The 23,332-nt window shown below is 72.0% G+C and carries 41 protein-coding genes; 38 read left to right on the forward strand and 3 right to left on the reverse strand.

The window, feature by feature from the left end; genetic code table 11:
* Positions 1-134 precede the first annotated feature (134 nt).
* From OG956_RS20115 to OG956_RS20180, 14 genes are all read left to right on the forward strand, one after another.
* Complete coding sequence (locus OG956_RS20115; RefSeq protein WP_330339366.1) at positions 135-653, forward strand: hypothetical protein; 519 nt, start codon at positions 135-137, stop codon at positions 651-653.
* A gap of 73 nt (positions 654-726) precedes the next feature.
* Positions 727-1,116, forward strand: coding sequence for a hypothetical protein (locus OG956_RS20120; RefSeq protein ID WP_330339367.1), 390 nt, complete (start codon positions 727-729; stop codon positions 1,114-1,116).
* A gap of 26 nt (positions 1,117-1,142) precedes the next feature.
* Positions 1,143-2,828, forward strand: a complete 1,686-nt coding sequence (locus OG956_RS20125) for a hypothetical protein (protein ID WP_330339368.1) — start codon at positions 1,143-1,145, stop codon at positions 2,826-2,828.
* Positions 2,818-3,135 (forward strand): hypothetical protein, encoded by a 318-nt coding sequence (locus OG956_RS20130; protein WP_330339369.1) that lies wholly within the window; start codon positions 2,818-2,820, stop codon positions 3,133-3,135. The genes OG956_RS20125 and OG956_RS20130 overlap by 11 nt, the downstream gene beginning before the upstream one ends.
* Complete coding sequence (locus tag OG956_RS20135; RefSeq protein ID WP_330339370.1) at positions 3,132-3,722, forward strand: hypothetical protein; 591 nt, start codon at positions 3,132-3,134, stop codon at positions 3,720-3,722. Before OG956_RS20130 ends, OG956_RS20135 begins: the two co-directional genes overlap by 4 nt.
* Positions 3,719-4,144: a hypothetical protein gene (locus OG956_RS20140; protein WP_330339371.1), complete on the forward strand. Its 426-nt coding sequence runs from the start codon at positions 3,719-3,721 to the stop codon at positions 4,142-4,144. Before OG956_RS20135 ends, OG956_RS20140 begins: the two co-directional genes overlap by 4 nt.
* Positions 4,145-4,517: 373 nt before the next feature.
* Positions 4,518-5,027, forward strand: coding sequence for a hypothetical protein (locus OG956_RS20145; RefSeq protein ID WP_330339372.1), 510 nt, complete (start codon positions 4,518-4,520; stop codon positions 5,025-5,027).
* A complete protein-coding gene (locus tag OG956_RS20150; protein WP_330339373.1) occupies positions 5,020-5,460 on the forward strand; it encodes a hypothetical protein in 441 nt (146 codons plus the stop codon). Before OG956_RS20145 ends, OG956_RS20150 begins: the two co-directional genes overlap by 8 nt.
* Before the next feature lie 3 nt (positions 5,461-5,463).
* On the forward strand, positions 5,464-6,228 hold the full coding sequence (locus tag OG956_RS20155) for a hypothetical protein (RefSeq protein WP_330339374.1): 765 nt from the start codon (positions 5,464-5,466) through the stop codon (positions 6,226-6,228).
* Between the two features lie 2 nt (positions 6,229-6,230).
* Positions 6,231-6,863, forward strand: a complete 633-nt coding sequence (locus OG956_RS20160; protein ID WP_330339375.1) for a hypothetical protein — start codon at positions 6,231-6,233, stop codon at positions 6,861-6,863.
* Positions 6,864-6,866: 3 nt separating this feature from the next.
* Positions 6,867-7,262: a hypothetical protein gene (locus OG956_RS20165; RefSeq protein ID WP_330339376.1), complete on the forward strand. Its 396-nt coding sequence runs from the start codon at positions 6,867-6,869 to the stop codon at positions 7,260-7,262.
* Positions 7,259-7,477 carry a hypothetical protein gene (locus tag OG956_RS20170; protein WP_330339377.1) on the forward strand — a complete coding sequence of 73 codons (219 nt, stop codon included), beginning with the start codon at positions 7,259-7,261 and terminating at the stop codon, positions 7,475-7,477. The genes OG956_RS20165 and OG956_RS20170 overlap by 4 nt, the downstream gene beginning before the upstream one ends.
* Positions 7,474-7,692, forward strand: a complete 219-nt coding sequence (locus tag OG956_RS20175; protein WP_330339378.1) for a hypothetical protein — start codon at positions 7,474-7,476, stop codon at positions 7,690-7,692. Before OG956_RS20170 ends, OG956_RS20175 begins: the two co-directional genes overlap by 4 nt.
* Positions 7,689-8,366, forward strand: coding sequence for a hypothetical protein (locus tag OG956_RS20180; RefSeq protein WP_330339379.1), 678 nt, complete (start codon positions 7,689-7,691; stop codon positions 8,364-8,366). The genes OG956_RS20175 and OG956_RS20180 overlap by 4 nt, the downstream gene beginning before the upstream one ends.
* Positions 8,367-8,429: 63 nt before the next feature.
* On the opposite strand, the gene OG956_RS20185 is transcribed toward OG956_RS20180, so the two are convergent.
* Positions 8,430-8,729, reverse strand: a complete 300-nt coding sequence (locus OG956_RS20185) for a hypothetical protein (RefSeq protein ID WP_330339380.1) — start codon at positions 8,727-8,729, stop codon at positions 8,430-8,432.
* 123 nt (positions 8,730-8,852) lie between these two features.
* On the opposite strand from OG956_RS20185, the gene OG956_RS20190 reads away from it, so the two are divergent.
* The 14 genes from OG956_RS20190 to OG956_RS20255 all read left to right on the forward strand — a co-directional run bounded on the left by OG956_RS20190 (position 8,853) and on the right by OG956_RS20255 (position 15,711).
* Positions 8,853-9,155, forward strand: a complete 303-nt coding sequence (locus tag OG956_RS20190; RefSeq protein ID WP_330339381.1) for a hypothetical protein — start codon at positions 8,853-8,855, stop codon at positions 9,153-9,155.
* The gene (locus OG956_RS20195) at positions 9,155-9,412 is read left to right on the forward strand and encodes a hypothetical protein (protein WP_330339382.1); all 258 of its coding nucleotides are present in this window, start codon (positions 9,155-9,157) and stop codon (positions 9,410-9,412) included. The genes OG956_RS20190 and OG956_RS20195 overlap by 1 nt, the downstream gene beginning before the upstream one ends.
* A complete protein-coding gene (locus tag OG956_RS20200) occupies positions 9,409-9,588 on the forward strand; it encodes a hypothetical protein (RefSeq protein ID WP_330339383.1) in 180 nt (59 codons plus the stop codon). Before OG956_RS20195 ends, OG956_RS20200 begins: the two co-directional genes overlap by 4 nt.
* A gap of 66 nt (positions 9,589-9,654) precedes the next feature.
* Positions 9,655-11,241, forward strand: a complete 1,587-nt coding sequence (locus OG956_RS20205) for a hypothetical protein (protein ID WP_330339384.1) — start codon at positions 9,655-9,657, stop codon at positions 11,239-11,241.
* Entirely contained in the window at positions 11,238-11,438 is a 201-nt protein-coding gene (locus OG956_RS20210; RefSeq protein WP_330339385.1) for a hypothetical protein, read from the forward strand. Before OG956_RS20205 ends, OG956_RS20210 begins: the two co-directional genes overlap by 4 nt.
* A gap of 12 nt (positions 11,439-11,450) precedes the next feature.
* Complete coding sequence (locus OG956_RS20215; protein ID WP_330339386.1) at positions 11,451-11,747, forward strand: hypothetical protein; 297 nt, start codon at positions 11,451-11,453, stop codon at positions 11,745-11,747.
* Complete coding sequence (locus OG956_RS20220) at positions 11,744-12,283, forward strand: hypothetical protein (RefSeq protein ID WP_330339387.1); 540 nt, start codon at positions 11,744-11,746, stop codon at positions 12,281-12,283. Before OG956_RS20215 ends, OG956_RS20220 begins: the two co-directional genes overlap by 4 nt.
* Complete coding sequence (locus OG956_RS20225; RefSeq protein ID WP_330339388.1) at positions 12,280-12,873, forward strand: hypothetical protein; 594 nt, start codon at positions 12,280-12,282, stop codon at positions 12,871-12,873. Before OG956_RS20220 ends, OG956_RS20225 begins: the two co-directional genes overlap by 4 nt.
* On the forward strand, positions 12,870-13,670 hold the full coding sequence (locus OG956_RS20230) for a hypothetical protein (protein ID WP_330339389.1): 801 nt from the start codon (positions 12,870-12,872) through the stop codon (positions 13,668-13,670). The genes OG956_RS20225 and OG956_RS20230 overlap by 4 nt, the downstream gene beginning before the upstream one ends.
* Before the next feature lie 79 nt (positions 13,671-13,749).
* On the forward strand, positions 13,750-13,914 hold the full coding sequence (locus OG956_RS20235; protein WP_330339390.1) for a hypothetical protein: 165 nt from the start codon (positions 13,750-13,752) through the stop codon (positions 13,912-13,914).
* A 12-nt stretch (positions 13,915-13,926) separates the two neighbouring features.
* A complete protein-coding gene (locus OG956_RS20240) occupies positions 13,927-14,142 on the forward strand; it encodes a hypothetical protein (protein ID WP_330339391.1) in 216 nt (71 codons plus the stop codon).
* Between the two features lie 160 nt (positions 14,143-14,302).
* Positions 14,303-14,680 carry a hypothetical protein gene (locus tag OG956_RS20245; RefSeq protein WP_330339392.1) on the forward strand — a complete coding sequence of 126 codons (378 nt, stop codon included), beginning with the start codon at positions 14,303-14,305 and terminating at the stop codon, positions 14,678-14,680.
* A 149-nt stretch (positions 14,681-14,829) separates the two neighbouring features.
* Positions 14,830-15,261 carry a hypothetical protein gene (locus tag OG956_RS20250; RefSeq protein ID WP_330339393.1) on the forward strand — a complete coding sequence of 144 codons (432 nt, stop codon included), beginning with the start codon at positions 14,830-14,832 and terminating at the stop codon, positions 15,259-15,261.
* Between the two features lie 99 nt (positions 15,262-15,360).
* The gene (locus OG956_RS20255; protein WP_330339394.1) at positions 15,361-15,711 is read left to right on the forward strand and encodes a hypothetical protein; all 351 of its coding nucleotides are present in this window, start codon (positions 15,361-15,363) and stop codon (positions 15,709-15,711) included.
* Between the two features lie 4 nt (positions 15,712-15,715).
* On the opposite strand, the gene OG956_RS20260 is transcribed toward OG956_RS20255, so the two are convergent.
* On the reverse strand, positions 15,716-16,312 hold the full coding sequence (locus OG956_RS20260) for a hypothetical protein (protein WP_330339395.1): 597 nt from the start codon (positions 16,310-16,312) through the stop codon (positions 15,716-15,718).
* A 113-nt stretch (positions 16,313-16,425) separates the two neighbouring features.
* Between OG956_RS20260 and OG956_RS20265 the strand changes: the two genes are divergently transcribed.
* From OG956_RS20265 to OG956_RS20300, 8 genes are all read left to right on the forward strand, one after another.
* Positions 16,426-16,653, forward strand: coding sequence for a MerR family transcriptional regulator (locus tag OG956_RS20265; RefSeq protein WP_330339396.1), 228 nt, complete (start codon positions 16,426-16,428; stop codon positions 16,651-16,653).
* A 240-nt stretch (positions 16,654-16,893) separates the two neighbouring features.
* Entirely contained in the window at positions 16,894-17,322 is a 429-nt protein-coding gene (locus OG956_RS20270) for a hypothetical protein (RefSeq protein WP_330339397.1), read from the forward strand.
* A gap of 70 nt (positions 17,323-17,392) precedes the next feature.
* Positions 17,393-17,608, forward strand: coding sequence for a hypothetical protein (locus OG956_RS20275; RefSeq protein WP_330339398.1), 216 nt, complete (start codon positions 17,393-17,395; stop codon positions 17,606-17,608).
* A 13-nt stretch (positions 17,609-17,621) separates the two neighbouring features.
* Positions 17,622-17,828 (forward strand): hypothetical protein, encoded by a 207-nt coding sequence (locus OG956_RS20280; RefSeq protein ID WP_330339399.1) that lies wholly within the window; start codon positions 17,622-17,624, stop codon positions 17,826-17,828.
* A gap of 51 nt (positions 17,829-17,879) precedes the next feature.
* Positions 17,880-18,284, forward strand: a complete 405-nt coding sequence (locus OG956_RS20285) for an HNH endonuclease (RefSeq protein ID WP_330339400.1) — start codon at positions 17,880-17,882, stop codon at positions 18,282-18,284.
* 28 nt (positions 18,285-18,312) lie between these two features.
* Positions 18,313-18,537, forward strand: coding sequence for a hypothetical protein (locus OG956_RS20290; protein ID WP_330339401.1), 225 nt, complete (start codon positions 18,313-18,315; stop codon positions 18,535-18,537).
* 116 nt (positions 18,538-18,653) lie between these two features.
* A complete protein-coding gene (locus tag OG956_RS20295; protein WP_330339402.1) occupies positions 18,654-19,136 on the forward strand; it encodes a phage terminase small subunit P27 family in 483 nt (160 codons plus the stop codon).
* Entirely contained in the window at positions 19,105-20,889 is a 1,785-nt protein-coding gene (locus OG956_RS20300) for a terminase large subunit (protein WP_330339403.1), read from the forward strand. Before OG956_RS20295 ends, OG956_RS20300 begins: the two co-directional genes overlap by 32 nt.
* Here the strand turns inward: OG956_RS20300 and OG956_RS20305 are convergent.
* The gene (locus OG956_RS20305) at positions 20,886-21,113 is read right to left on the reverse strand and encodes a hypothetical protein (RefSeq protein WP_330339404.1); all 228 of its coding nucleotides are present in this window, start codon (positions 21,111-21,113) and stop codon (positions 20,886-20,888) included. The two genes, OG956_RS20300 and OG956_RS20305, sit on opposite strands and share 4 nt — an antisense overlap.
* A 37-nt stretch (positions 21,114-21,150) precedes the next feature.
* On the opposite strand from OG956_RS20305, the gene OG956_RS20310 reads away from it, so the two are divergent.
* Positions 21,151-21,372, forward strand: coding sequence for a hypothetical protein (locus OG956_RS20310; protein WP_330339405.1), 222 nt, complete (start codon positions 21,151-21,153; stop codon positions 21,370-21,372).
* Positions 21,372-23,330 (forward strand): phage portal protein, encoded by a 1,959-nt coding sequence (locus tag OG956_RS20315; RefSeq protein ID WP_330339406.1) that lies wholly within the window; start codon positions 21,372-21,374, stop codon positions 23,328-23,330. The genes OG956_RS20310 and OG956_RS20315 overlap by 1 nt, the downstream gene beginning before the upstream one ends.
* Positions 23,331-23,332: the final 2 nt, after the last annotated feature.

Raw genomic sequence — 23,332 nt, forward strand, 5'->3', positions numbered from 1 at the left:
GCCAACCACACGCCCGCCGCTGAGAAGGGCCAGCCCGAAGCCCCGCCGGGCCCGGGCTGGCCGATCCACCGTCAGCCCCCACCGGACACCGATGCCGACCCCACCGGCAGCACCGAGCACGAGGAATCGACGCCATGACCGCACCCGCCATCCCGACCCCGCGCGACCTCGCCGGCCGCACCCCCGCCGTCCTGCGGCCGGCGGCGCCCGCGCCGCGCCCCGTCCCGACCGCGCCGCCCGTCCAGCAGGCCGCGCCCGAGCCGATGCCCACGGCCGCGGAGCCGAAGGCCACCGATCCGACCGCCCGGGGACGCCTGCGCAAGAACGAGATCCTCCGCCAGGTGTTCCAGCAGGGCATGCGGCTCAGCCAGATGCTCCCCGAGTCACGCCTCCTCGGCCTGGTCCTGCTCGGCTACGCGGACTACCGCACCGGTCGCACCTGGCGGCACACGCCCACGGTGGCCGAGCTGTCCTCTGCCTCGGGCCTGAACGAGGCCCGCGTCCAGGTGCATCTGGAGATCCTCTTCCAGCGCGGCTGGCTCACCACCTACACGCCGGCCGTCGGCGCCCAGAAGAAGGAGCTGGTCTACCAGCTGTGCGTGCCGCAGGCCGTCCTCGAGCAGCTGCGCGCCCGCAAGGCCCGGCCGGCCTGACCCACGACGCCTGGGCGGGCGATGACCGCACTCGCCCGCCCAGTGCCCCATCCCTCCCAGCAGACGAGGTCCCATGCACCTTCACCGATCGACGCCCAGCCGCCGCTTCCTCGCTACGAACGGCGGTGCCGGCCTGGTATCCAACGCGTCCTGCTCGCACGGCAGTCCGCTGCTGTCCCTGCACCTGTTCAACGAGCAGAACTTCCCGCCGGACGACATCGGGATCCTCCTGCCGTCCTGCCTCGCCCCCGACCTCTTCGGTGCGGTGCTGGCGCACATCGAGATCTCCGGCGGCACCGCGGCCGCCGAGACGTTCGTGGACCAGATGCTCGCGGCCAAGGAGCGGGCCCTTGAGGCGCTGGCTGCCTCCCAGTCGGCCCCGCCGGACCAGTGCTGCGAGGCCGGCGCCCGCAGCGGCGGACGCGAGCACACCTGCCGCACCGCCACCGACTCCCCTTCCTGACCCACCACCGTCGCCCGAGGATCCTCATGTCCGCCGCCGCGCTCGCAGCCCCCGAGGCTGCACCGCACGCCCAGCCGCATCCCGCGGCCGCCGGCGTGCGCACGCGCGACGGCGGACTCACCATCCGCGTGCCCCTGCGCCTGGTCGTAGGCGCTCAGTACCCCGATGCGGCCCTGAGCGTCTACGTCAAGGTGGCAGCCCTCGCCCTCCGCCCGGAGGGCTGCACTGCCCGTGTCGCCACCCTCGCCGAGTACCTGGGCATGTCCAAGAGCGCGGTGGAGCGCGGCTTGCGCCCGCTCACCCAGCCGGACCCCATCGACGGCATCACGGAAGTCCCCACCGTCCGCCGCACCAAGCGCGGCGGCACCGGCGACTCCGCCCACCGCGTCACCCGCCAGCTCACCGAAGATGAGCTGTGGGTGCGCATACCCGTCCGCGCCGCCGAGGCCCTCACCCCCCGCCTGCTGCGTCTGTACGCGCTCCTCGCCTACGCCACCGCCCGCCGTATCCCCGTCACGGCCGCCGAGCTGGGCGAGATGCTGCACCACCACACCGGCAAGCGCGCCGGCGAGCACCTCGGCGAGCGGCAGGCCCGCCGCCTGGTGGACGAACTGGAGGCCACCGGCTGGCTCACCGTGCACCGCCGCGAGGGCGAGCAGGGCCGCCACGCGTACGAGACCCGCCGACACCCGCTGCGCACCGTCCCGGCCGCCCCGGCCGAGGAGCCGCCCGCCATCGAGCAGCTCGCCCTGTGGGACGAGGCGGCACCGGTCATTGAAGACGGATCGGGTTCGGATCTTGGTGACGGATCCCTCGCGTCTAAGGAAGACCTGGGAACTGACCGACCTGAGAAGACGCAGCTGGGTGGGGGTATCCGCCGTAGGCGAGGTGACCGTAAGTGCGCTGCGGATCCTGTGGATAACCGTGTTCTGGCCGCCTTCGGCTCGGGCGATCTCGTGCTGCGCACGGATGCCGGAACCGATGGCCCGGGCCCGGCCGCTGGCCGTCCCGCGTACACCGGCCCCGTCCTGCAGCTGTCCCCCCGTGTCTGGCGCGTCCTCGAGCCCGTACGGCACCACCTCGGCGAGATCCGCCCGTTCGTGCTGCGGCGCATCGCCCGCACCATCGGCGAGCAGCTGGACGCCCCGGGCGGCAGCGAAGACCGGCTGATCGACCGGCTCAGCCGCCGCTACGCCACCACCGAGGAGATCCGGGACATCGGCCGCTGGCTACTCGGCGCGGGCCTCGTCCGGCACGGCTGCGGACGGCCCGAGTGCGAGACCGGCGTCATCTGGCCCAGCGGCGAGGACTGCGAACTGTGCGCGGTCAACCGGCAGACGGCCGCCGCACGCGCCCGCCGGGATGCCGAGCTGGCCGCCGCCGAGGAGCGCATGGCCGAGCGCCGGCGCAGGCTGCGCGCCCTCGAGGACCAGGCGCAGCGCGAGCCGGCCACCGCGGCCGCCGCCCGCCGGCAGCAGTCCGGCGAGGAACCGCGGCCCGGGCCGCCTGCCGGGACGGCCGCGCTCCCGCCGAAGGCCACCTACCGCCAGCGTCAGGCCGCCTCCGACGAGGAGATCCGCGCCGCGATCACCGACCTGGGCCCGGCTGTGGCCCTGCACATCTACGGCCACCTCAGGACGCTCCCGCTCCTGGACAGGCCGAACGTCACCGACGAGACCGGTACTGACCGGAGGACACCCCATGCCCAGTGAGCACGACGTCGTCCTGTGCGACGGCTGCCTTGCCCGGATCCGGTGGGCGATCACCGTGAACGGCCGGCGGCAGGCCGTCAATGCCGATCCCGACCCCAAAGGCAACCTCGCCGCGCGCACCGACCACACCGGCACTCTCAAGGTCCGCGTTCTGACCGCCGAGCGGGACCGTCTGGAGGGCGGCGAGTGGCAGGCCATGCCCCACGCCGCGACCTGCACCAGACCCCGGCCGCGGCCGGCGCGCACCTCGAGCCGCCCGGGCCGCCGCGCCGCCGTCCCGTACGGCAGCTGGCGGTGGGCACGGTGAGCCGCTACCGGCCGCGCCAGGACGTCGCTGACCTCCTGCGCCAGGGAGCCTCGTACCGCCAGGTGCAGGACGAGATCGGCTGCTGCCCGGGCGTCATCGCGGCCACCCGCAAGGCCTACCGGATTCCCATCACCAGCAACGGCCGCCGCCGTACCCCGGAGGAGCGGGCCGCGCTGGAGCAGCAGGTCCTCACACTGCTGCTGCAGGGCGCGAGTTACCGGACGATCCGCGAGCAGACCGGCGCGAGCCAGCCAACCATCGTGGCCATCCGCCGGCAGTCCGGGCTGCCCACGCCAGGGCAGGACTACGTCGCGCCGTCGCGGACCGTGGACGAGGTCCTCGCCCTGTACTCCGAGCTGGGCGTACCGGGCGGACACGTCCTGTGGCGCGGCCCGGTCCACGGCCGCTGTCTGCAGCTGTGCGCCGAGGGCCACCGTTACAACGCCCGCCGCGTCGTCTTCGAGCGGCACCACGGGCGCCCGCCGCGCGGCTACGTCACCCCGACCTGCGGCGAGGCCCGCTGCATCGCGGGGCCCCACCTCGCCGACGCCGCACTACGGCATGCCCGAGTCAGGAAGCCATCGTGACCGAGCCCGAGCCGGCGGAGTGCCTGCTGCGCCACAGACCGATCCGGTCCGCTGCCGCTCTCGCCCGGCGGATCGGATCCGGCTGCTGGCGCAAGCTCCGCCCCGACCAGCGCTCCGCGATCCGCCGCGACGTCGCCCGGATCCGCGCCGTGCTCGCCCGGTCCGGGCCCGCAGCCCCTACCCAACTCCCGCTCCCAGAATTGGAGACAGCCGTGAGCAGTGAGAACAGCAGCACCGAGGTGGTGGCGTACCGGTCGCGTGACGGCCGACAACTTCGCTGCCTGGCTCACGCCCCCGACCAGAACCTGCTCGGCCTGGACTGGTTCGCCCTGTCCGCCCTCGAGGTGGAAGGCGACGCGAGCACGTGCACCGAGCCCGGCTGCGGTACTGACACCCTCGCTGAGCGGGCGGCGGGTGCATGACGCATGGCTACGACACCCTGCCCGTCCTGCCGCCAGCCCAAGGGGCCAGGCAAATACCTGTGTTGGACCTGCTGGGGAACCCTTCCCGGCCCTGCCCGCCGGGCGTTGTCACGCCGCGACCAGCAGGCCACGGCCCGCCTGCAGCAGCTACACCGGCAGCTGGCCGCAGGCGTGCAGCTCGCCGACATCAGGGTCAGCCCGTGAACGGCCGAGCACGCTGCCCACGCGGCCACTTCCTCCCGGCGACCGGAGTCTGCCGCTGCATCGATGGCAGGCAGCGTCCTCGGCAGGACGTCACCGCGGACCTGTGGGGCCAGGGACGCCGCATCCGACCCCGCGACCTGACGACCGTACGCATCACCGGGGAGTACCTGTGACCGCCCCCGCCACCACCGCCATCCCCCTGCCGGCCGAGCCCGGCCAGTGCCTCATCGCTGGCCTCGCCTGCACGGCCGCGGGCGCCCTCTGCTTCCTCGCCTTCCTGATCACCGCCACCTGCGAAGCCATCCACCACCGCACCCGGAGGACCACCATGCGCAGACCCCGCAGGTATCAACACGCCGCCGTCCTCGGCGCGCTGCTGCTCGCCGCCGCCGGCACCACCGCAGGCCTGCACCACCTGTACGCGCCCGCCGCCGCGTTCGGGCTCGGCGTCCTGGTCCTCACCGAGGCCGCACTGCGCGAGCGCCGGCGGCGGCCCCGCCGGGCTGCAGCGCAGGCCTTCGCCGCGATGGACCAGGCCGACGCCGAACGCCGCGCCGCAGACGAGGCGTTCGCGGCCCTGCTGCCCCATCGCATGGACGCCGCGGCCGCCGAGCTCACCCGGCAGATGCACGAGCAGGGCGTGCCCGCCGACATGCGTCTGGAGTGGGGACGTGACTGACCTGGTCGTCTACCGCTACCTCTGCCCTCTGTGCGACCAGGGCGACATGGGCCCGTCCACCGGCCGCTGCCTGCACTGCGGCGGCAGTGGCCTCACCAACGACGTCGCCCACTTCCCCGCCCACATGATCCGCGAGGCACCGATCCCGCCCGGCGTCATGCGCAAGCCCTGCCCCGACTGCGCGTTCCGGCCCGGCTCGCCCGAGCTCGAGGACGCCGGCCAGTGCATCCCGGACGACGGCCCGTTCTGGTGCCACCACGGCACCGCCCGCGGCTACGGCGGCTCGTACGTGCCCTACGGCTCCTGGCGGCCGCCCGGCCACACCCGGGACGTCCCGCTCGGCGAACTCATCTGCGCCGGCTGGTGGGCCAAGCAGACCGGACGCCCCCTGCCCACCGAACCCTTCCGCGACATCGACACCCCGAAGGACTGACCCATGACCGAAACCCAATGGAACGGCGAGCCCTGCCAGGCCCGCCGCATCACCGCCATCGTCGCCGACAACGACAGCTTCCCCCTCTACTGGGCCCGCCACCTGGTCGGCACCCGCCGCAAAGCGGTCGAAGTGACGTACGGCGCCGAGACCTTCTACCTCGATGACGAGGACGGCTCCGGCTGGAACAAGGTCACCCACGGCGGTTCACCGCACTGGGCACACAGCAGCCTCACCGTCGAACCCGACAGCGTGCTTCCCCGCGCAGCGACTCTGCCGCCCAATGCGTACCGCCTGCACCTGCCGCCTGCACCTCCTACTGATGTCTGCTGCTCGGTCGATATCGATGGCGAAACGGTCACCGTCCGCGGCACGGGTGACCTCCCAGAGGAAGCACGTACCGCACTCGCTGCGGTCGTGCGGGTAGCCAAGCGGAGGTTCGCCGAGGAAGCACTCACCGACGACAAGTCACCGCTGCGTGATCACGTCGCCGAGGCACTCTTCACCGCCCACAACAACATCGGTGCCTGGCGCACCGTGGATCCGGACATTAAGGACCGGTACCGCCAGCTGGCGGAGGCTGCCCTCGCCGTCATCCGCCCGCACGGCACGACCCTCGCCACCCAGCTACGTGAAGCCGAATCGGCTCTCACCCGCGTCCGCGCCCTCCGCGAGGAAGCCCGCACCGTGAGCCCCGACTCAGCCGGCCCGACCTGGGACGCCGTCGAGGAGGCACTCACCGGCTCCGCACAGGCCGGGAGGAACTGACCATGCATGACCCCATGACCGTCGCATTCGAGATCCGCTCCCCCTGGCCCAAGCCCGCTGTATGGCTAACCGACCAGGCCGCCCGCACCGGTACGCGCTGGCGCCCCGGCGGAGCGTTCTGGGTCCTCGCCGGCAGAGGCCTGTACTTCCCCAGCCTGATCACCGTGTGGCACCGCGAACCGGGCGGACGCGACAGCCTGTCCGTGTGCAGCAAGCGCGTCCAGCACCGCGACGGGACGTGGAGGCGTACTCGCGGCTGGCGCTGGCACGTCCACCACTGGCGCATACAGATCCGCCCGCTGCAGGACCTGCGCCGACGTCTGTTGACGCGCTGCACCTGGTGCCGCGGCCGCCACACCAAGACCGACCCGGTCAACATCTCCCACCAGTGGAACCGGCCCCGCGGCCACTGGTGGCGGGGCGAAACCGGTCTGTTCCACCAGGACTGTTCTCTCATCCAGACCGCCCACTCCACCTGTGTGTGCCACGACGCGCTCCTGGACCAGGGCACCTACGGCCGCTGCGCCCGCTGCACCAAGTACCGCGCCTACGGCACCACACCCCAGCGCCTCGAACGCGCCCGCCGACTCGCCACCCTCCCCGCTGGCCACCGCGAACTCCCCTGGGAGGAGTGACTGATGGCCGATCCCACGCTGCAGGAGCAACGGGCACGTCTCGCCGCCCGGGCCCTGCTCATCCGCCGCCTCACCGAGCGGCACGAGATGACCACCGAGGCAGCGCTGCAGGCCGTCCTGGACGCCGAACGTGGCACCCGCTCACCGCAGGCTGACCTCGCCCGCGCCGAGGCCCGCGCGTTCACCCAGGAGGCCCTGGCCCCGCTCGTTGACGCGTTTCAGCGCCTGCGTGAGGCCGCCCGCCCTATCGCCCAGGCATGGGCGGAGACCCTGCGGCAGCTCGCCGAGCACCTGAATCGTGCAGGCCTCACTGACCGGGACACCCGGCCCCGCTGTGCTGGCCGACCTGCGTGGCAGTCGCCCTATGGCCCGCCTCCCCGGAAGGGACGGCGGCGATGAAGCTGATCCTGGCCCGCTTGGACCCGGTGCAGATGATCACTGCCCACCCGGACACCCTCGCCCAGTTCGCGACTGTCCTGCCCAAGGCCGAACCACGGCCGGGCGTACCGGGCAACGCAGACCTGGCCCCGCTGCTGGGCCTGCCGCTCGTACCCGACCCCGAGCAGAAGCCCGGCTACGTCTTCCTGTGCCCCTTCCCCGACTCGCACCGATGACCAGCGTCCCGGCAGTGACGTTCCGGCTGCACCTGCCCCACCAGGTGCTGCCCGGCTTCCTGCTGCCGGACGGATGGGCCGTCGCCATAGACGACCTCGAATACGGCCTCACCTCGGCCGCCCCCAGCCTCCCGGACCTGATCCGCGGATACGGCGGCGGCCGCCTGGAGTGGCCCGAGCACGACCCCACGTATCAAGGAGGGCTGCACACATGATCTGCACCCTGTGTGAAACCCACGAACTCCCCTACGGCTCCCTCTGCCCCCGCTGTATCACCGCCACCCGCGACCGCCTGCAGCGGCTGCCGCGCATGTGGGCATCCCTGGACGCCTGGCTCATCCCGGGCCGCACCGGCAGCGCCCAGTACGGCGGCCGCGTCCGCCGCGCCGAGGCCCCGCTCCCCGTCGACAGCGAGGTCCTGGACCTGTGCGCCGCCGGCGGAATCGTCGGCGTCCTCGAGGACTGGCGCGAAGCCGTCTACGAGGCCCGCGGCTGGACGCTGCCGCCCCGCGCGGCATCTCTCGCTCACCGTGTCGCTATCGCGGCCGCCGACCTCGCCGAGCAACTCGACTGGATTTCCCGCTGGTACGCCGGCGAGGCCTTCGGCTGGGACATCCGGCGCCTGGTCGACCGCGTCCGCCATGTCGTGCGCCCCGGCCAGGACCCCGACGAACCCACGTTTCTCGGCTACTGCATCGCCGTCGACCGCGCCGGCGCCGTGTGTGGGGCGCGCCTGTACGCCGACATGGGCAAGGCCGTCCAGTGTGAGTGGTGTCTGTGCCAGTACCCGCCGGACAGTTGGCTGGCCCTGCGTCACTTCCAGGCCGAGCGCAGGCAGCCCCGTACGGCTGACGACGAGGAGCACCACCTGGAGCCTGTTGCCGCCTGACCTGCGGCATGAGAGAGCCCGCCGCGCTGCGGACGCGGCGGGCCCTTCTTACGTGCGAGCTGCTTAGCCTTCGGAGTCTTCCTCAGGCTTCTCGAGATCGGTCCGTTTGCCCTGACGGATCCGCCCCTGCCGTGCGGCCCAGTACTCATCGAACCAGGCGACGTCGTACTCAGGGCGCGAGCTACCCGGCCTAAAGACCGGTGCCGGCCATCCCTCCGCTGGATCGGTCGCCAACCGGTGGATGTATGTCCGGCTCACGCCCGCTCGCTCGGCGAGTTTCGGGATGGTCATCGTCTCCCTCTCCGGCTGCTGCCGCTCGGGGGCATCGGGCATGAGGGCATCCTCTCCGAGAAGTGTGGACATTGTCCACACTTCTCGCTACGGTCGTTCTCGGCACAACGGGAAAACCCCTCGGCCCATATGGAGCGGCTACTCCGGACCGAGGGGTGGACCCCGTCCTGAAGCGATCACAAGGAGAGGTCCGCCATGGAGCGTACCCAGCTCGATCTCACCGACGAAGCCCTACGCCGCCTCATCGAACAGCCCAGCTACGCGGCCCAGCTCCTCACCATCGCCGCGCGCCTGCTGCAGATGGACGCCAGCGCGGCCATGGACGACGCCACGCTGCGCCGAGCCATGAACATCGCCATTGACGCCGTCCTGGCCAACCTGCCCGAGGCCGTGCGCGAGACCGCCCTCGAGCGCGCCGAGAGCCACCTGCCCGACCTGGCCGGCGTCACCCGAGGCGAGGCTGCCCTCCGGCTCCGCGCGGCCGCCGAGGTCCTGTGATGAGCGGCCGCACCGGACGCTCCGCGTCCACCCGGGAGGCTGTCGTACGGCAGATGCTTGGCGAGATGGCCGACCGCTTGGAGAAGAACCGGCCCGACCAGCCGATCACCGCGATCGGCCGGATCGCGCTGATCCAGGCGACCACGATGGACCCGATCCTGTCCGCCGCGCTGCGCAGGCAGGTACCGGAGATCACCGGGTCGGTCGTCCGCCGCGAGTACGCCGCGCAGCTGCGCGAGATCGCGGGTGTCGCATGAGCCGCTGGACCGAGAACCGCATCGTGGCTGAGCCCGCCACCGTCCAGGCCTGCCAGGCCGACCGGCGTACCGCCAGCGAGCAGGCCGCCGCCGAGGGGGCCGCCCGCGGCCAGCTCGCCGACGCCCGCCAGCACGCCGCCGAGTCCGCCGACGCCCCCGGCAGCCACCGCCCCTGACGGACCGCGGGCCCGCGCCTCACCACGCGCGGGCCCGCCCCTTCCACGCCTCCTCTGGAGTTCCCTGTGTCCCTGGACCAGCCCATCGCCTGGGCGGCGGGCCACCTGTGGCCCGTCGCCCTGCTCGCGGGCGTCCTCGTGGCCATCTGCGGCCTCATCGTGCGCCGTACGAGCGGCGCCGTGCTCGCCGCCGGCATCGGCGCCCTCATCTGCACCGCGTACTCCGCCGACACCAGCTGGCGGTTCGCCGAGCACCGTCTCGGCATGGCCGACGTGGACGAACGTGCCGTCATGTTCGCCGCGGGGGAGGGCGCCCTGCTCGCCTGCGCCATCATGGCCCGTGCCAACAAGCGCGCCACCGCCACCGACACGGCCGCCGGCACCCCGGGCGTGGCGGGCGTCCTCGTCTGGGGCATCACCGGCATCCAGATCATCCCCGCGTTCAGCGAGTCTGGCTTCTGGGGCGGCACCGTCCGCGCCGTCATCGGCCCGGTCATGGCCAGCATGCTCTGGCACCTCGCCATGGGCCTGGAGATCCGCGTCAGCCGCCCCGAGGCCCTCAGCAGCGGCCTGCCCGCCCAGATCGGCCACGAACTGCGCGAGCGGCTGCTGTCCCGCCTCGGCCTGGCCGTCCGCGGCCGCTCCGCCGAGCAGCTCTCCCGCGACCGGGCCACCCAGCGTGCCGTGCGCCTGGCCTCGCGCAAGCACCTGGGGCCGTGGGGGAGAGCAGCGCTCAAGGCCTCCGTCGCCCGATCTGGCGCTGCCATCGACGGCGACCAGCGCCACCAGCTGCTGCAGCTGCTCGCCGCCCGCCGCAACGCCGCCGAGCTGCGCACCGTACCCGTCACCTCGCCATGGGTAGAGCAGCCCCTACCTGAGCCCTACCCGAGTACGCCGCTGGGTGTCACCGGGGCCGAGCTGCGCCGCATGGACCCCGTGGACGCAGTCCTGCGGGTCCACGCCGCGCACCCGGAGGCATCCCCGGCCGAACTCGCCAGCCTGTGCACCGAGTACGGCGTACCCGTCTCCGAGGCCCAGGTACGGGTAGCACTCCACGCCGTACCCGACCGCCGTACCTCGCCCACCCCGGCCGCGCTCGAGCAGCCTGCACCGCTGCTGTTCGCCTCGCCCGAGCCCCGCCAACTGGACGGCCCTACCCGGCAGGACAGCCCGACCGAGCACGCCCCGGCCGACCACTCCTACTCCGGCACCGGCCTGCAGCTCTACCTCGCCACCGAACCCCAGGTACGCCCCGAAGTAGCGTGCGCCGTACCCGCCGAGACGATCCGCCGCCGACCTACCCGCACCGAGGTACACGCCCGCGTACCCGACCCGCCCAGCGGCATCGAGGACACCGCGGCCGCCGACGACGGCACCCTCACCTACCCCGCAGACGAGGAGCCCGCGACCCCTACCCAGGTAGCCGACGTACCCGCGCCGCTACCCGTACCCGAGGCCGTACCCGCGGACCTGGGGGCGGCAGGTACCGGCGACTGGGAGCGCCTACTCGCCCAGGCCCGGGAGGTAGACGCCGCTCACCGTCGTACCCACGGCCGGCCCGCGCCCATCAAGACCCTCAAGCGCGAGCTGCGGGTAGGGCAGGCCCGGGCCCAGCTCGTGCGGGACGCGCTCGCCGAGGAGGCCAAGCGGTGATCGGCGCTGCCGGGTTCCTCCTCGCGCTCGCCTGCTTCGCCATCGTCAGCGCCGGCCTGGCGCTCGCCGTCGCGGCCTGGCGGCCGCGGCCCGGCGACGGCCCGGCATTTGCGCTCGCCGTCACCGCCGGCCTCGCCGTCGGCGCCCTCTGCTTCCTCCTCGGCGCGCTGCACTGGCTCGCCCACCTACTGACCTGAGGACCTCTCCCCATGTTGCTCATCACCGTGCTGTGCCTCGCCGGGCTCGCCCCCGGCCTGGCCACGGTCTGGCTGGTCCGTCGGCATACCGGCTGGCTGCTCGCTGTCCTGGCCGGCGTCGGCGTCACGGCGGCTCTGCCGTTCCTGCTGCTCGCCTCGCTGGTCCTGTTCCCGCCGCTCGGCATCGCGGTCGGCCTCGCCGCCGCGCTGGCAGCGCTCCGCTCCTACGACCGCGGCCGGATCTGGTCTGCCACCGCCTGGGCGGGCCTGACGGTCCTCGCGGTCAGCTGCACGAGGTGGTTCCGGTGATCGAGCGCCGACCGATCATCCCGACCAAGGTCATCCCGGGCGGCCAGCAGCCTCCCACGCCTGCGACCCCGCCACCGCCAGCCACTCCGTGGCCGCCGCTCGGCACCGGCCCGTCCGTGCCGCCGCAGGCTCCGCCGCCCGTTCACGTCCACGTCACCCTGCCCGCCAGCACCCCGCCCGAGCCGCCCGAGCAGGACCACACCCCGCCCTGGTGGGCACGGATCCGGTGGGGCCGCCAGCTGCTGCTGCTCGCCCTCGCGTTCCCGCTCAGCACGCCCTGGGCGCGCGTCCTGGCCGACGCCCGCGACGGCGCAGGCCTGTCCGGCGCCTGGGTGATCGCCGTGATCCCGCTGGCCCTGGTCGCGTTCTGGGACAACGTCTGCCGGATCCGCGCCCGATACACCGACCCCGACCTGTGGGCGCCGCAGATCCGCGCGTTCGTCGCCCGGCTGCTGCTGTACGCGGCCGTCATCGCCACCGCACGCGCCCTGCCGATCGTCACCCTCGTCTACGCAATCACCGGAGTTCACTCATGATCGCCTTGGCTGCAGCTGTGCCCTCGGCCGCTCAGTCCAGCACCATCACCTCCGCCGGCCTCGCCGTCGGCGTCGGACTGCTCGCCGTGGAACACGTCCGCTGGTGGCGCGGCGGCGGGGGAGGAGGCGCGGCGAAGGGCGCACCCGGCGCGGCCGCCGGCCCCGCCCGGGACCCGAAGGTCCTCATCCCGTACTGGTTCGGCCTCGCCGTCGGCACCCTCATGGTCGCCTGCCCCGCAGGCCTCCTGGGCTCCATGGCGGGCCTGTTCCGGTGGGGCGGCAACGGCATCGGAGGCATGGTCATGTCGACCATGACCGGCCACCACGCCAACGCTATAGCCCAGGCCTCCGCGCCTGGCCTCGGCGACGGCGGCGCCCTGGTCGTGACCGCCATGGTGGTCGGCCTGTGGCTGCTGCGGAAGGCCTTCCCCAAGGCCACCAAGGGCAAGTGGTGGAAGGGCGTGTTCACCGGCACCCTCATCACCATCGGCACGGGAACCTTCGCCCTGATCGGCAACATCGTCGTACCCGGCGCGAACAACCTCGGCGACTGGGCCCTGCACGGCCTCGTCCACGGGACCCTGCTGTGAGCGCGCCGACCACTCGGCAGTGGCTCCGAGCAGCTGCCGGCCGCATCTCCACCGGCAGCGGCCGCCTCACCGCCCACTACGCCGGCTGGACCGTCCGGGCGATCACCAGCCGCGTCACCAGCTGGCCCTGGTGGGTACAGCTCGGCCTCGCACTGCTCGTGCTCTACCGCGGCCCGCAGGTCCTGGCGCGCCTGGGGGACCGCATCCACGAACGCGTGGCGTCCGGGGCATGGGGCGGCCTGCTGTTCACGCTCGCCGGGCTGTGGATCGTGGCCGCCTACCGCGCCGGCCGGGACGGCTGGGAACCCTCGCAGCGCACCGCCAAGGCCGAGCCGACCGAGGAGGAGCCGGCCGACGCCGCGGACGAGGAGGACCAGGACGAGCCCGCCCTCGAGCAGGCCCCCGCCGGGCCGCCGCCCGTCTCCCCCGTCGCCCTCATCGCCGCGGTCCGTGACATCGGCACCCCGCACGCCCAGCTCAAGCCCCTCGCCGAGCACCTCGGCGTGAGCACCGATGCGGTGCGCGCCGCGGCGGCCGCCATGGGGTGGCAGGTGAAGGACGTACGGATGCAGGGCCGCTCCGCGTCGGCTGGGCTGCGCTGGGACGAGGCCCCTTCCCTTCCGCCGGGCGGCCCCTCTCCGAGTGTCGTCGGTGCAGGTCAGCGCGCCGACGACAACGACGACGACACCTTTGGAGAGGGGCCCGAAGAGGAGGTCCGCGTGATGCGCACCGACGGCGGACTGATCATCTACGACCTCGCTGACACTCACCGCCGCCGCGGCACCGTCAGCCGATAAGCCCCGGGGCGGCCGTCCGCCTGGCAGCTAACCGGCCGCCCCGGTTCACCCATCCCGAACACGAGACAGGAGCCCCATCATGCGCCTGGGCAAGGGCAAGAGCGAGACCGCCAAGCTGCAGGAGACCGTGGACAGGCTGCCCAAGCGGGCAGCCGACTGGACCCCCGCGCAGCGTCAGCAGTACACCGACCAGTCCGACCGAGCGATGCGCGAGCAGGCCGGTGTCCAGCCGGACGCGTCCTGAGAGGATCCACCCATGAGCGAGCGTGTGAACGTCCAGGTCCTGCTGCTGTTCGGCGACCACGCGGAGGTCGTCGCCGACGTCCCGCCGGAGGAGCGCGGCGAGCCGGAGCGCTACCCGGCCGCCGAGATCGCCGATGCCGCCGGCGTCAGTGTCGAGCAGCTGCCCGGGCTGCGGCTGACCGCCGCGGTGGGCCCGGATGAGCGGCTGTCGGGCTGGCAGCTGGCCTGATCCCAGGGGAAGGCCCCGGCCTGCGGAGGCCGGGGCTTTTCCATGCCGACAGGTGTTGCAATCCACTAATCAAGTGCTGTAAACTACTAATCAAGAGGTGAGGGGCTGCGAACCCCGAAGCCTCGGATCCATCTCAACTCAACAGTGGAAGGACAGTCACATGGCTGACCGTGAAGACGAGATCATGCGGGGCCTGGCCCACGCGATCTCGACCGTCTACACGATCCTGGTCGACGTCTGCGCCAACCTGCCCGTGCCGATCGGTCTCCCGACCGACCAGCACATCCCGGCAGGAGACGCAGTCCCCGCAATCCAGCGGGTGGCCGAACTCGCCAAGGACCAGCCGATGGGCGAGACCCAGGAAGCGCAGCTGTTCACCGGCTGCATCCACCTCCTGGCCGCCATCGACCTCTACGCACTGTGTGCCACACGGTTCGTGGAGACCCGAGCCGAGGCCGTGGGCGCCAACCTCGTCTACGCCGAGGAAGCCCTCAAGAACCTCGCGCTCTGGCTGATCATCAACGAGCCCGGAGACTGATCCGACAGCCGCCCCCGGCACCCAGCCGGGGGCGGCTGCCCACTGAAAGCGAAAGACCGGCAAGGGCCAGGCCGAAGCCCTCAGCACCAGAGCGCTGTTGCGAAACCCTCACCGGTCGGATCCATCCCCCAACAGGAGGACAGGCCCCCATGGTAAACACCGACCGCACCCCGGAGACCTTCGAGGAGATCGCCGCCCGCACCGGACGACCGCTCAGCACCGTACGCAACACCTGGTCCCGCCACCCGGCCTGGCCCGCCCCCCTCGAGGAGCGCCGAGGCCGCTGGCGCCAGTTCGACCCAGACGCGGTCGACGCCTTCCTACGCGCCCACATCGACCGCACCGCCGCCGTCCTCGAGCCCGAGCGCCTCTACACCGCCACCGAGCTCGAGGCCGCCGGCATCGGCCTCAAGGCGTCCACCATCCGCGCCGACCTCTCCCGCAGCCGCTCCGGCGGCCCCCGCCGCTGGCCCGAGCCCGACGACACCACGGGAGGCGTCAACCGCTGGACGGGCCGCACAGTCGCCCAGGCCCTCGAGGGCCGCCGCGGCTACCGCCGCACCAACACGGGCGACTCCTGAGCGTCAGCTGCCGAGCACAGCCCTGCCCTGCCACACTGCTGAGGAAGGCCCCGACGCAACCCCCGAGGCGGCGGGGCCTTCGCACAGGAGGAACCGCCCATGCACACCATCGTCAGCTGCGCGCGTAGCTGGTGGCAGGCCACGGTTGACGGGTTTCGCGCCGGCCTGGACGTCCTCATGCACGGCACCGCCTACCCGCGCACCCTGCCGACGCAGCTGTACCGCCCACGCCCGAACCCGACCCACATCGCCGTTCTGGAACACGATCTCCTCGGCATCAGCCCTGAGCCCGGCACCGCGGCCGCCGCCATCCTGCTCCTGCGCCGCGCCGGCTCCTGCTTCGAGCACCAGCCGATGCACTCCGCCACCCCGGAGCCGACGGGCCGCTGCGCCCGCTGCGGAGCGCCCATGCGCATGGGCCCGAACGGAACGTGGCGGACGACGGGGTAGTGCCCTAGGAGCCGGGCTGCTGGTCCGTCTCCTTCAGGTCACCGTGTGAGTCCAACGACCAGCGCACACCACTGTCATCTGTGAAGTACAGCGTCGGCGGGTTGTTGTGCACGGTGGCTGGCGAGTACCGCTGCGACAGGAACTGCACCGTACGCCCGGCGCCCAGCAGATGCACCGGCACCGTCAGCAACTCCCCCGGCTGATCCGGCCGCAGGGTGGCAGCGCGTATCAGCTGTGCCTGCGCGGCGGTGTACGCCGTCCCGAAGCGCACCTCCACGTCCTTCACCGGTGCGTCACTGTCGTTCGTCACCAGGACCACCCAGTGGTTGTCGGGAACGGCCTCACCCTGGTCCGTCGTCGCGCCGGCCTTCCGCTGCGTCATGCGGATCCGCCGAGCCTGCGCCCACCGCCGGTCCTCGGCCGCAGCACGCAACTCGGCGCGCTCGAGCGCCATCGTGGCCGACTGCTCGGCGATGAACACCCGCTGTTCGCGGATCTGGTCCCGCTGACTCTTCAACGTCCACACCGCCGCGCCGGCCGCCGCCGCGGCGAAAACCGTGCCGAGCCACGTAGGCACGTCACCCCAGTTGATCACGCTCATACGCGCGATTCTGACCCGCTCACCGCACGGACCGCGCCCCAGTGACGAGTTCGTGACGCTGCCACGCACGTCACTTCTCACGCGCCACCGGCCTCTGCCGCACCATGGGACGCATGGAGTACGCGTCCCTGCCCCCAGGCCTGCTCACCACCCGTCTCGCCGCCAAGGCCGCTGGCGTGGAGCCAGCGACCATCCGCGACTGGGTACGCCGCGGCATACTCCAGCGCGCCGGCGGCAGCCCCCGCCGCCCCTACTACACCGTCCAGGACGTCACCGCCGCCAAGATGGCAGCCAAGCCCAACTCGGCCCGCACCCGACGCGCCAACGTCCACCCAGCTTGACGTGCGCCGATTCCTGGGCCACGATCTTGGCGCACACCCATGTCCGAAAACGGACTCACATACTGGCATTGATCAAGGCCCTGGTGATCTGAACACCAGGGCCTTCGTCATTGCCCGGCACCCGCCCGCACGCCCGCCAAGACCTGGGGAGGTCCACGCGGTTGAGCTTGGGGCCAGCCGCCGGCCGCGCCCGGGCGGGTGCCACCTTCCCTCCGTTTCCTCGCCAACTCCCGTGGAACCATGGGAGCAACCGCGACACAGGAGGGGGTCGAGATGTTCGGCAGCAAGAAGACACCCGAGGAGAAAGCCGCAGCGAAGGCGATAACCGACCTACGCCTGGCGGCCTCCGCCATCGGCGGCATGATGGTCCGCAAGGACCCGCTCCGCTTCACCGCACCCGGCCAGATGGACGTCCCCGTCGCCGGCGCAACCATCACCGTGGACCGAGGCGAAGCCGCCAAACGCGTCACCGCCACACGCGTCGCACTCGCCGGCCCGTTCGCCCTGCTGATGAAGAAGGACACCACGCAGCTCTTCATCACCATCGAGGGCACCGACGGCTCCGTGATCATCCTCGGCTGTCCCGCCAAGAAGGAGCTGGCCGCCCGCAAGCTGGCAGCCCTCGTCCACAGCCAGCACCCCGCCCCGGACGACTCAGACGCCGAGTAGCCACCACCATCACCCGACGGCTCAGGCCCCGCCCGTCCGGGGCCTGAGCCGTTGCCGAGAGGACACCCCCATGGCGCGCCTGCAGATACTCGAGCTGCCCTCAGAGCCTGACAGCGACGCCGAAGGCGCGTACCGGACACCGTTCGCCCTCATCCTCGACCAGGTCGCCGAGGAGGACGCCCAGACACTCAGGAGCATGGCGACGCGCGGTGACCTCAACGCCTTCGCCAGGGCGTGCGGCGCCCGAGCCATCGGCGTCTTCGAGTACACCGTGGACGTCGGCTGAGAGACAGGGCCCGATGCTCCGAGACCTGCTCTACGCCCTCGCGGGCCGCTGCCCCGTGCACGATCGCGCCTCGGCCTACACCATCGCCCAGCTCGAGACCGAACTCGGCATCGACCCACAGGCCATGGCCACACACCAGGCCAACGCCCGCGACATCGTGGACGCCTACGCCGACCCCCGGCTCATCGACTGCGGCCGCAGAACCTGCCGGAACCGCTGACCCACCCCCTGGGGCAGCCCACCCGGGGGCGCCCACCCGGGGAGGTACGCCGTGCCCTACGCCCCGCCCTCCCGCTGCACCGACCCCGAGTGCCACCAGCTGGCCACCAAGCGCGGCCGCTGCGACGACCACCAGCCCACACCATGGGCCGGCCGCGACGACAAGGCCGAGCGCTACGGCATCAGCTCAGGCGAGTGGCGCACCCTCAAGCGCAAGGTCACCGCGCGCGACAACGGCTGCTGCTACATCTGCGGCGCCGAGCCCATCGACCCCGAGGCCTACGACCCCGACGACCGGTCGACCTGGCCACACGAGCTGGACCACATCGTCCCCATCAGCGAAGGCGGAGCACGCCGCTCCCTCGACAACCTCGGCCTGGCCTGCACCGCATGCCACGACGAGAAGAGCCGCGCAGAGGCCGCACGCGCCAACGCACGCCGCCGCAAAGCCCGCTGACCTTCCCCACGACCTCACGGAGGACACCATGCCGACGCCCACGACCGCCCAGCAGCTCCTGGAGTACCGCGCCGAGCTGCTCGCCGGAGGCATCGCCCCCGACGTGGCGGACGCCCTGGTGCGCGACGCCGCGGCCGAGATCATCAGGGCGACCGGCCTGGAGACCAGGCCGCTCCCCAGCGCCGTGACCGCGTCGGCCGCCCCGGCCAGCGAGGCTGACCGGGGGGTAGGGGTGTCGAAATCACCAGCTTGATCGTCTCGGGGCCCGGCGCGGTCAACTCGACGCACGTCGTCTCAGAAAAAATTTCGCGCGATGGGCCCCCGGGCCGATCACGCTGAGTAAATGTGCAGGTCAGAGGGGTGATGACCATGGGGCGTACCGCCCAGCCCGCTGCCCTCAAGCTGCTGCACGGCCGCGGCAATGGCCGCGACTCCGGCGGCCGCGTCGTCAACCCGGGGCCGGCCTTCCGCCGCATCCCACCCAAGCCGCCCACCTGGCTCAGCCGCGAGGCCGCCGCCGAGTGGCGCCGTGTTGCCCCCGGCCTGCAGCGCCTGGACCTCCTCAAGGAGGAGGACCGCGCTGTGCTCGCCGCCTACTGCGAGACCTGGTCCCAGTTCGTGGAGGCCACCCGCACGGTCACGAAGGAAGGCATCACCACGCAGGTCGTCACGGTCAGCGCCTCCGGCAGCGAGACCACGCGCACCGTGCCGCACCCTGCCGTGACGATCGCCCGGTCCGCCGGCCGCGAGCTGCGGGCGTTCGCCGCGCAGTTCGGCCTGACGCCCAGCTCCGAGCAGGCCCTGGCGAGAGGGGCCGACGATGGCAGCGAGGACGACAACCCGTTCGCGTAAGCCCGGCAAGCCGAAGGCCGCCAAGCGCACCGACCAGCTGCAGCTGCCGGACCAGGAGGAGCTGGACCGGCTCAAGCTGAGCCCGGAGGTGGCCTGGTACCTGGTCGCCCGTGGGATCCCGCTGCCGGACTGCCCGCCGAAGTTCAAGACACCGGAGCCGCGGCAGGAGCCGGGCGCGATCTTCGATCCTGCGCGCGTGGACCGGGTGATCAACGCTTTCTCCAAGCTGAGGCACACCAAGGGGCAGTGGGCCGGCCAGCCGCTCAAGCCCGACCCGTGGCAGGTCGCCTACGTCCTGGCGCCGGTATACGGCTGGGTGCACTGGGACGATGCCGCCGACGACTACGTGCGGATCATCTCCGAGCTGTACGTCGACGTCCCCCGCAAAAACGGCAAAAGCACATTGTGTGGCGGCATCGCGATCTACATGACGGCCGCCGACGGCGAGCCCGGCGCCGAGGTCATCGCCGCGGCGACGACCAAGGACCAGGCCCGTTTCGTCTTCGACCCGATCCGGCGCCTGGCCGAGTCCGCGCCCGCGCTCAAGGGACACGTCAAGCCGCTCAAGGACAAGATCCTCCACCCCAAGAGCGGCAGCTACTTCCAGGTCATCTCCAACGTGGCAGACGCCCAGCACGGCGCGAACCTGCACGCCTCGATCCTGGACGAGCTGCACGTCCACAAGAGCCCGGACATGCTCGAGGCCCTGGAGACCGGCACGGGCTCCCGTCGGCAGCCGCTCAACGTCGTCATCACCACGGCGGACACCGGCCGCCGTGAGACGCCGTACGACAACAAGCGCCGGCGCATCGAGCAGCTGGCCCGCGGCGTGCTGCACGACCCGAGCGTGTACGGCGTCATCTTCGCCGCACCAGACGACGCCGACCCGCACGCCGAGGAGACCTGGCGCCTGGCTAACCCAGGCTTCGGCGTCTCGCCGACACGGGCGTACCTGGCCAAGGCCTCACGCAGGGCGCAGGGATCGGACACCGACCTCGCCTGTTTCAAGCGGCTGCACCTCGGCATCCGTACGCGGCAGGACAGCAAGTTCCTGCGGATCGAGGACTGGGACCGCAACGCGGGCATGGTGCTCGAGGCCACGCTCCGCGGCCGGGACGCCTGGGGCGGTCTGGACCTCGCCGCGACGTCCGACCTGCTGGCGCTGTGCTGGCTGTTCCCGAACGACGACGACGGCACCCTGGACGCACTGTGGCGGTTCTGGACGCCGGAGGAGAACCTCCCGTCGCTCGACAAGCGGACGGCGCGGGCCGCATCGCGGTGGGTACGCGAGGGCTGGCTCACCACCACCCCGGGCAACGTCGCCGACTACGACTGGATCAAGGAGCAGATCCGAAAGGACCGCGACACGTTCCGGGTCCGGTCCATCGGCTACGACCCTTGGAACGCGAGCCAGTTGACCAACGACCTGATGTCCGAGCGCGCGCCCATGGTGAAGGTGCGGCAGGGCTTCCAGACCATGTCGCCCTGCCTCAAAGAGGTCCAGCGGCTGATCAAGCGGGGCACGCCGGAGACGCCCGTGCTGCGGCACGGAGGCCATCCCATCGTCCGCTGGTGCGTCGACAACCTCGCCGTCGTCATGGACCCGGCCGGCAACGTCAAGCCGGACAAGGCCAACTCCGGCGACAAGATCGACGGCGTGTCCGCCCTGTTGACCGCCATGTCCGAGGTCCTCGCCCGGCCGCCGCGGCGCAAGTCCCGGTACGCGGACGAGGACGAAATCATGGTCGTCTAGCTCAGGCCGAAGGATGCGGCGCCGTACGACGGGAGTTGGACGTCCACGTCCAGCGTCAGCTCAACGGACTGACCGTCGTCTGCGACACGGGCCGCCAGGATGCGCCCCGTCGTCTGGTCCTTGCCCGGGATGTTCACCGGTACCTCTTTCCCGATCTGTCCGTCGAAGGCGTTTGCCGCGAAGGTCGCACCGGCGGGGGTGGGCTGGTTGCACTTCATCTCCATGCCGCCACCGTAGCGGCCCGACCGAAGGAGGTCAGCCGTGTTCGCGTGGCGCCGTACGGCCGTACGTAAGCGAGTCGTCGTCAACCTGGCCGACAAGGCATTCCGGGCGATCCTGTGGGCCAAGCGCGGCCCGCTCCTGGTCCTGCGCGACGCCGAACTCCTCGAAGCCGGCCGCGCGCCGCAGCCGGTGGACGGCGAGGTCGTCATCGAGCGCGCTCGCGTGGAGTTCATCCAGGTCCTGGCGGGCGGTGAGAGCTGATGGCGTTCGTGGTCAGCTCCGGTGAACTCGCCACCACCGGGGCCGGCGTGCTGCCGGCGTACGCGCCCGTGACGTTCCGGGCGCAGCCGTGGGAGTACGAGGCGATCTGGCGTACCCAGCCGCAGGTCCGCACGGTGATCGGGTTCATCGCGCGGAACATCGCCCAGCTCGGCATCCACGTCTTCCGCAGGGTCAGCGACACCGACCGGCAGCGGCTGACGGATCACCCGCTGGCGCAGCTGCTCGCCGATCCGCTGCCGCGCATGACCCCGTACCGGTGGGTGGAACGGCTGATCTCCGATGCCGCGCTGTACGACAACGCCTACGGGATCAAGCTGAAGCTGGACGGGCGCCTGCGGATCCTGCCGGTGCCGCCCACCCTGATCCGCCCGTACGGCGGGAACTGGATCGCCCCGGAGTACTACGACACCCCCGGCGGGCGGCAGTTCGGCCCGGACGAGGTGATCCACATCCACGGCTACTCGCCGACCGACCTCACCTACGGCGAGAGCCCGATCGAGGCGCTACGCGATCTGATCCTGGAGTCCTCCGAGGCCGCCAAGCAGCGGGCCCAGATGTGGCGCAACGGGGCCCGTTTGACCGGCGTGCTGGTGCGGCCGGCCGATGCGCCCGAGTGGAACAGCAAGGAGAAGGCCCGGTTCCGGGAGATGTGGCGGACGTTCTCGGAGGGCGGCGGCGCCGAGGGAGGCACGCCGATCCTCGAGGACGGCATGGAGTACAAGTCCATCGGTTTCACGCCCGAGGCTGCCCAGTACATCGAGGCCCGCAAGCTGACGCGGGAGGAGTGCGCGGCCGCGTATTTCATCCCGCCGCCGCTCATCGGGATCCTCGACCACGCCACCTACTCCAACATCCAGGAGCAGCACAAGCACCTGTACCAAGACACGCTCGGCCCGTGGACGGTGATGTTCCAGCAGGAACTCGTGGCCCAGGTGCTGCCGGATCTGCCGGACAACCAGGACGTGTACTGCGAGTTCAACATCGAGTCCAAGCTCCGCGGCGACTTCGAGTCGCAGGCGGCCGCGGCCTCCACCGCCGCCGGCGGGCCGTGGATGACCCGCAACGAGATCCGGGCCCGGAACAACCTGCCGCGCATCGAGGGCGGGGACGAGCTGATCGTGCCCATGAACGTCACCGAGGGCGGCCTCGCCAGCCCGCGGGACACCGCCCCTGACTCCGCGGGCGGCGCCCCAAAAGCTGGCGGCCTGCCGCGTAGGAAAGCCTCCGGCAGGCCATCGTCGCTCGGCACCTTCGCCTCCGAACGGGACGCCCTCGAGAGCACGTTGACAGCGTTCACAGAGCGGCAGGCCAACGCGCTCCTGGCGGCCGCCGGCGCGAAGGCCGACGACAGCGGCGGGGACAGTCCGCCGATGCCGGACCTGCTCGCCCTGTGGGCGAAGGGATCCAAGGACCGCCTCGCGCAGCTGCAGGCGCTTCTGTCCACCCACGGCTACCGGCTCGCCCAGGTTGGCGCCTGGGACGTGCTGGACGTCTACAACCCCGAGGCCGAGGGCTGGTCGGCCGAGGTGATGCTCGCCTGGATCCTCGCTGCCGCTGAAACGCATGCGCAGCAGCACGAGGACGCCGGGCGGGAGGCCGTCGCCAAGGTGCAGGAAGAGGGCGGCGACGGCTGGCGGGAGGCCCTGCAGTCGGCCGCGGCATCGTGGGGGTCCGCGGCCGCTGCACGGGCCCGCACCGCCTCCACCGAGCTGCGCTCCTTCGGCAGCCACGACGCCGCCGGCGCGAGCGGCCTGACCAAGAAGATCTGGCGGACCGGCGGGAAGAACCCGAGGCCCAGCCACAAGGCCCAGGACGGCGAAACCGTCTCCCTGGACGACGTGTTCTCCAACGGCCTGCGCTGGCCCGGCGACGGCAAGGGCCGCACCGAGGAACTCGTCAACTGCCACTGCACCCTCGACTACGCGAAGGAGGAATGACG

Source organism: Streptomyces sp. NBC_00557, assembly GCF_036345995.1.
Classification (GTDB): Bacteria; Actinomycetota; Actinomycetes; order Streptomycetales; family Streptomycetaceae; genus Streptomyces.

What these genes read in the sequence shown, in the direction of transcription:
- OG956_RS20235 (WP_330339390.1), top strand. Translation starts at nt 13,750, where the DNA reads ATGCGCCTGGGCAAGGGCAAGAGCGAGACCGCCAAGCTGCAGGAGACC.
- OG956_RS20155 (WP_330339374.1), top strand. Translation starts at nt 5,464, where the DNA reads ATGACCGAAACCCAATGGAACGGCGAGCCCTGCCAGGCCCGCCGCATC.
- OG956_RS20225 (WP_330339388.1), top strand. Translation starts at nt 12,280, where the DNA reads ATGATCGCCTTGGCTGCAGCTGTGCCCTCGGCCGCTCAGTCCAGCACC.
- OG956_RS20255 (WP_330339394.1), top strand. Translation starts at nt 15,361, where the DNA reads ATGCACACCATCGTCAGCTGCGCGCGTAGCTGGTGGCAGGCCACGGTT.
- OG956_RS20270 (WP_330339397.1), top strand. Translation starts at nt 16,894, where the DNA reads ATGGGAGCAACCGCGACACAGGAGGGGGTCGAGATGTTCGGCAGCAAG.
- OG956_RS20240 (WP_330339391.1), top strand. Translation starts at nt 13,927, where the DNA reads ATGAGCGAGCGTGTGAACGTCCAGGTCCTGCTGCTGTTCGGCGACCAC.
- OG956_RS20265 (WP_330339396.1), top strand. Translation starts at nt 16,426, where the DNA reads ATGGAGTACGCGTCCCTGCCCCCAGGCCTGCTCACCACCCGTCTCGCC.
- OG956_RS20245 (WP_330339392.1), top strand. Translation starts at nt 14,303, where the DNA reads ATGGCTGACCGTGAAGACGAGATCATGCGGGGCCTGGCCCACGCGATC.
- OG956_RS20120 (WP_330339367.1), top strand. Translation starts at nt 727, where the DNA reads ATGCACCTTCACCGATCGACGCCCAGCCGCCGCTTCCTCGCTACGAAC.
- OG956_RS20195 (WP_330339382.1), top strand. Translation starts at nt 9,155, where the DNA reads ATGAGCGGCCGCACCGGACGCTCCGCGTCCACCCGGGAGGCTGTCGTA.
- OG956_RS20275 (WP_330339398.1), top strand. Translation starts at nt 17,393, where the DNA reads ATGGCGCGCCTGCAGATACTCGAGCTGCCCTCAGAGCCTGACAGCGAC.
- OG956_RS20295 (WP_330339402.1), top strand. Translation starts at nt 18,654, where the DNA reads ATGGGGCGTACCGCCCAGCCCGCTGCCCTCAAGCTGCTGCACGGCCGC.
- OG956_RS20190 (WP_330339381.1), top strand. Translation starts at nt 8,853, where the DNA reads ATGGAGCGTACCCAGCTCGATCTCACCGACGAAGCCCTACGCCGCCTC.
- OG956_RS20180 (WP_330339379.1), top strand. Translation starts at nt 7,689, where the DNA reads ATGATCTGCACCCTGTGTGAAACCCACGAACTCCCCTACGGCTCCCTC.
- OG956_RS20305 (WP_330339404.1), bottom strand. Translation starts at nt 21,113, where the DNA reads ATGGAGATGAAGTGCAACCAGCCCACCCCCGCCGGTGCGACCTTCGCG.
- OG956_RS20130 (WP_330339369.1), top strand. Translation starts at nt 2,818, where the DNA reads ATGCCCAGTGAGCACGACGTCGTCCTGTGCGACGGCTGCCTTGCCCGG.
- OG956_RS20200 (WP_330339383.1), top strand. Translation starts at nt 9,409, where the DNA reads ATGAGCCGCTGGACCGAGAACCGCATCGTGGCTGAGCCCGCCACCGTC.
- OG956_RS20165 (WP_330339376.1), top strand. Translation starts at nt 6,867, where the DNA reads ATGGCCGATCCCACGCTGCAGGAGCAACGGGCACGTCTCGCCGCCCGG.
- OG956_RS20170 (WP_330339377.1), top strand. Translation starts at nt 7,259, where the DNA reads ATGAAGCTGATCCTGGCCCGCTTGGACCCGGTGCAGATGATCACTGCC.
- OG956_RS20250 (WP_330339393.1), top strand. Translation starts at nt 14,830, where the DNA reads ATGGTAAACACCGACCGCACCCCGGAGACCTTCGAGGAGATCGCCGCC.
- OG956_RS20260 (WP_330339395.1), bottom strand. Translation starts at nt 16,312, where the DNA reads ATGAGCGTGATCAACTGGGGTGACGTGCCTACGTGGCTCGGCACGGTT.
- OG956_RS20160 (WP_330339375.1), top strand. Translation starts at nt 6,231, where the DNA reads ATGCATGACCCCATGACCGTCGCATTCGAGATCCGCTCCCCCTGGCCC.
- OG956_RS20185 (WP_330339380.1), bottom strand. Translation starts at nt 8,729, where the DNA reads ATGTCCACACTTCTCGGAGAGGATGCCCTCATGCCCGATGCCCCCGAG.
- OG956_RS20280 (WP_330339399.1), top strand. Translation starts at nt 17,622, where the DNA reads ATGCTCCGAGACCTGCTCTACGCCCTCGCGGGCCGCTGCCCCGTGCAC.
- OG956_RS20115 (WP_330339366.1), top strand. Translation starts at nt 135, where the DNA reads ATGACCGCACCCGCCATCCCGACCCCGCGCGACCTCGCCGGCCGCACC.
- OG956_RS20290 (WP_330339401.1), top strand. Translation starts at nt 18,313, where the DNA reads ATGCCGACGCCCACGACCGCCCAGCAGCTCCTGGAGTACCGCGCCGAG.
- OG956_RS20125 (WP_330339368.1), top strand. Translation starts at nt 1,143, where the DNA reads ATGTCCGCCGCCGCGCTCGCAGCCCCCGAGGCTGCACCGCACGCCCAG.
- OG956_RS20215 (WP_330339386.1), top strand. Translation starts at nt 11,451, where the DNA reads ATGTTGCTCATCACCGTGCTGTGCCTCGCCGGGCTCGCCCCCGGCCTG.
- OG956_RS20300 (WP_330339403.1), top strand. Translation starts at nt 19,105, where the DNA reads ATGGCAGCGAGGACGACAACCCGTTCGCGTAAGCCCGGCAAGCCGAAG.
- OG956_RS20175 (WP_330339378.1), top strand. Translation starts at nt 7,474, where the DNA reads ATGACCAGCGTCCCGGCAGTGACGTTCCGGCTGCACCTGCCCCACCAG.
- OG956_RS20315 (WP_330339406.1), top strand. Translation starts at nt 21,372, where the DNA reads ATGGCGTTCGTGGTCAGCTCCGGTGAACTCGCCACCACCGGGGCCGGC.